The 2,982-nt window shown below is 33.9% G+C and carries 1 protein-coding gene; it reads right to left on the bottom strand.

Annotation, left to right across the window (positions count from 1 at the left end):
* Positions 1-2,982: InlB B-repeat-containing protein (locus tag IY230_RS05670; protein WP_196370563.1), on the bottom strand; the 2,982-nt coding region annotated here is incomplete at both ends.

Raw genomic sequence — 2,982 nt, 5'->3', positions numbered from 1 at the left:
GACTTCTGCAGGTAATGTAGTTGCATTCTTAGCTAATTCAACTTTTTGAGCATCATCCCAAACAGTTTGGATAACACCATCTTTAACGTAAGTCTTGCGGTTTAATGCATTGATTAACGCATTTGCAGACCATCTTTCAGTTACTTCTACGCCGTTAATACCAACGTATGTAACATCGATGTTTGCAGATGAAGTATCAATACCCCAGTCAAGTGTGAATCCATCGTAGTTGTCATCACGGAATACGTCTAAGAAGCCAGGAGCATCTAATAATGAACCTGAGATACCAGCAATACCTAAGTCAGTATTAGCAAGCATCATGTATGTGTAATAGTTATCTGGGAATGGAACGTCAACAACGTCGATTTCAACTGTTACAAAGTTTACATCGTCAACTAATAAAGCTTCATATTGACGTTTTAATTCAGCAACAAAAGTTTGAGCATTAATGTTACCAGAAGATGCCCAAGTTAATCTTAATGAAATTGTTGTGTAGTTTGCAGATGTACCTTTTGCATAATGACCATCAGCGATAGCTTGAGCTACAGCAGATTTGAATAATGCAACAGCAGCATCTGGAACATAACCTGCAGTTTCACCACCGAATTGGTCTAATACAGCTTGACCTTCAGCAGATCCACGTACACCAATACCACCTTCAGCATCTAAGAAATAAGTTTCTGAGAATAAAGTAGTTGCAGGACGATATGTTGGAACTAATTCTGTAGCAGAAATTCTATCGAAACCGAAGAATAACGCTTGACGGAATTCTTTATACATTAGAATTGGTTCTGGAACGTATGTTTCAGATAGACCTAATTCTGGATGTTTAGCGATGTAAGCATCACGATTAGCAGTTGTACCGAATTGGTTAGTTACTAATCTCCAAGTTGTAGCATCTGGAACAACTCTTACACGTGGGTCATCTAAGAAGTCTTGTACTTCAGCAGCAGGAATTGATCCTGATTCTAAACGACCAGCTTTAAAATCATTCCAAATTTGGCTTGTGTTTGAATAATAGCGATATTGATACCCAGTATAATGGTACAAATCACTATCTGGGTGATCATATCTTTTTATCAACTTGATAACTTCACCAGGTATAAAAGTATCTAAATAATAAGCACCACTAGAAGCAAACGATGTTTCATTGGTACCATAATTCTCAGAGCCTCCTACTGCTTCATAAAGTTCTTTATTAATTGGTGCAATATAATAGTTAGTAAACATACTCTTTACATTAAATGTAGAAACATCAGAAATAAATTCTAATTCAAATGTTAAATCATCAATCTTTCTGATACCAACTTTAGCCCAGTTTTCTTCAGTTGGAGCAGCAGCATATTCTGCAGCACCTTTGATACCCATAGAGATGAAGTCACCACCACCTGAGATTGCACGGAACCAGCTTTCTTGTAAAGCTTTCTTCCAAGTCCATAGGTAGTCGTTAGCATCTAGAACTTCATAACCAGCAGCAAATCCTGAAGTATCAGTATCTGGGTGGAATGACCATTCTAAACCATCTTTAAGAGAAACTCTCCAAACTTTAGCATATGTTCTACCATTTAATTCATAACCACCAGTTGGAGCTGGTTCTGATGCTGCTAAAGCAGGGTTAATTTCATAACTATTCTTAGATTCATCAAAATAATAATCATATAATAAACCATTTAAATTTGACAACAAATTTCTAAATGAATCATCGTTCAGCCATGAATTGAATGTGTTTATATCAAAATAAATAGAGTCTCTCCAAGTATACTCCCCTATGTTTCCAAAAGTATCATCATACATTAAAACTTGACTGTCATCATTAATTAATCTTGAAAATTTATTACCGAATCCCATAACTCCATTGTATGTATCAGTGAATAATTGAACACGGTCAGAGAAGATAGTTCGACTTACACCAGTATATAGAGGCACACCAGCATATACATTGTCTAATAAATAAGTTTCAACAGCAGCGAATAATTTAGCTTTTTCTTCTGCAGGTAAATCACTTAAATCATAAATACCATTACTGATTCTCAATATTGGTGTTATGATCACAGATCTTGTCAAAATAACTCTATGGCCATAACTATCAAACACTTCATAATTCACTGTATAATTTCCAACTAAATCTATATTGACATCATTATAGATGATTGTTAAATCACTAGAAAGGTCACCATCCTCAACATCAATTACTATGATATTTTCAAAGAAGTCGATTTCTTCATATTGATTTGAAATTAAATTTTCATATGAAATAACAGGTACATGATCCCATTTAGCATATAGACTTAAATTCCCTGAATGAATATTATCTAAATATTGAGTATTAAACTCTTCATCTATATACCAATCAATAAATGTAGCATTTTCTTTTACTGGATTTAATAGTGAAAGCATGTTTTCAAGAGTATAAATTAGTTGAGGATTAGTTTCAAATGCACCACCATTTAAGCTATATTCAACTGTGAAATTGATGATTTCCCATTTAGCTTTTAGAGTGATTTCAGAGGTTACAGTATATCCAATGAAACTCCAAATCTCATTATCAATAAACCAACCTTTAAAGTTGTAACCATCTCTTACTGGAGTTTCTGGTTTACTTACTTTTTCAAATTTGTTCACTAGTACTACTTCTTTATATCCCTCATAATATTCAAAAGTAACTTCAATTTTTTCTGAATCCTTTAGTCTACCATTGACTAAATCATCAATCCATTCTCTTTCTGTCCCTTCATATTCAGGATAATATAATCTATAAATTTCAAATGCAGACATTCCTTTTAATGAATTAATCTCAATTAAATTATGCCAATCTGATTCTCCAATATACTGCCAAACAAGTATATCATCAATAACTTGAAGTACCACTTCTTTGCCATCTTGTCCAGCAGGTCCAACTAAACTTGTAAGCTCTACTAAATTGGTCCATGTAGTATCTCCGGTGTATTGCCACTGAATATAACCTTCTGCGACTTGGAATAA

The organism is Acholeplasma laidlawii, assembly GCF_015709225.1.
GTDB lineage: Bacteria > Bacillota_I > Bacilli_A > Acholeplasmatales > Acholeplasmataceae > Acholeplasma > Acholeplasma laidlawii_A.
This window is presented reverse-complemented; position numbering and strand designations above follow the sequence as displayed.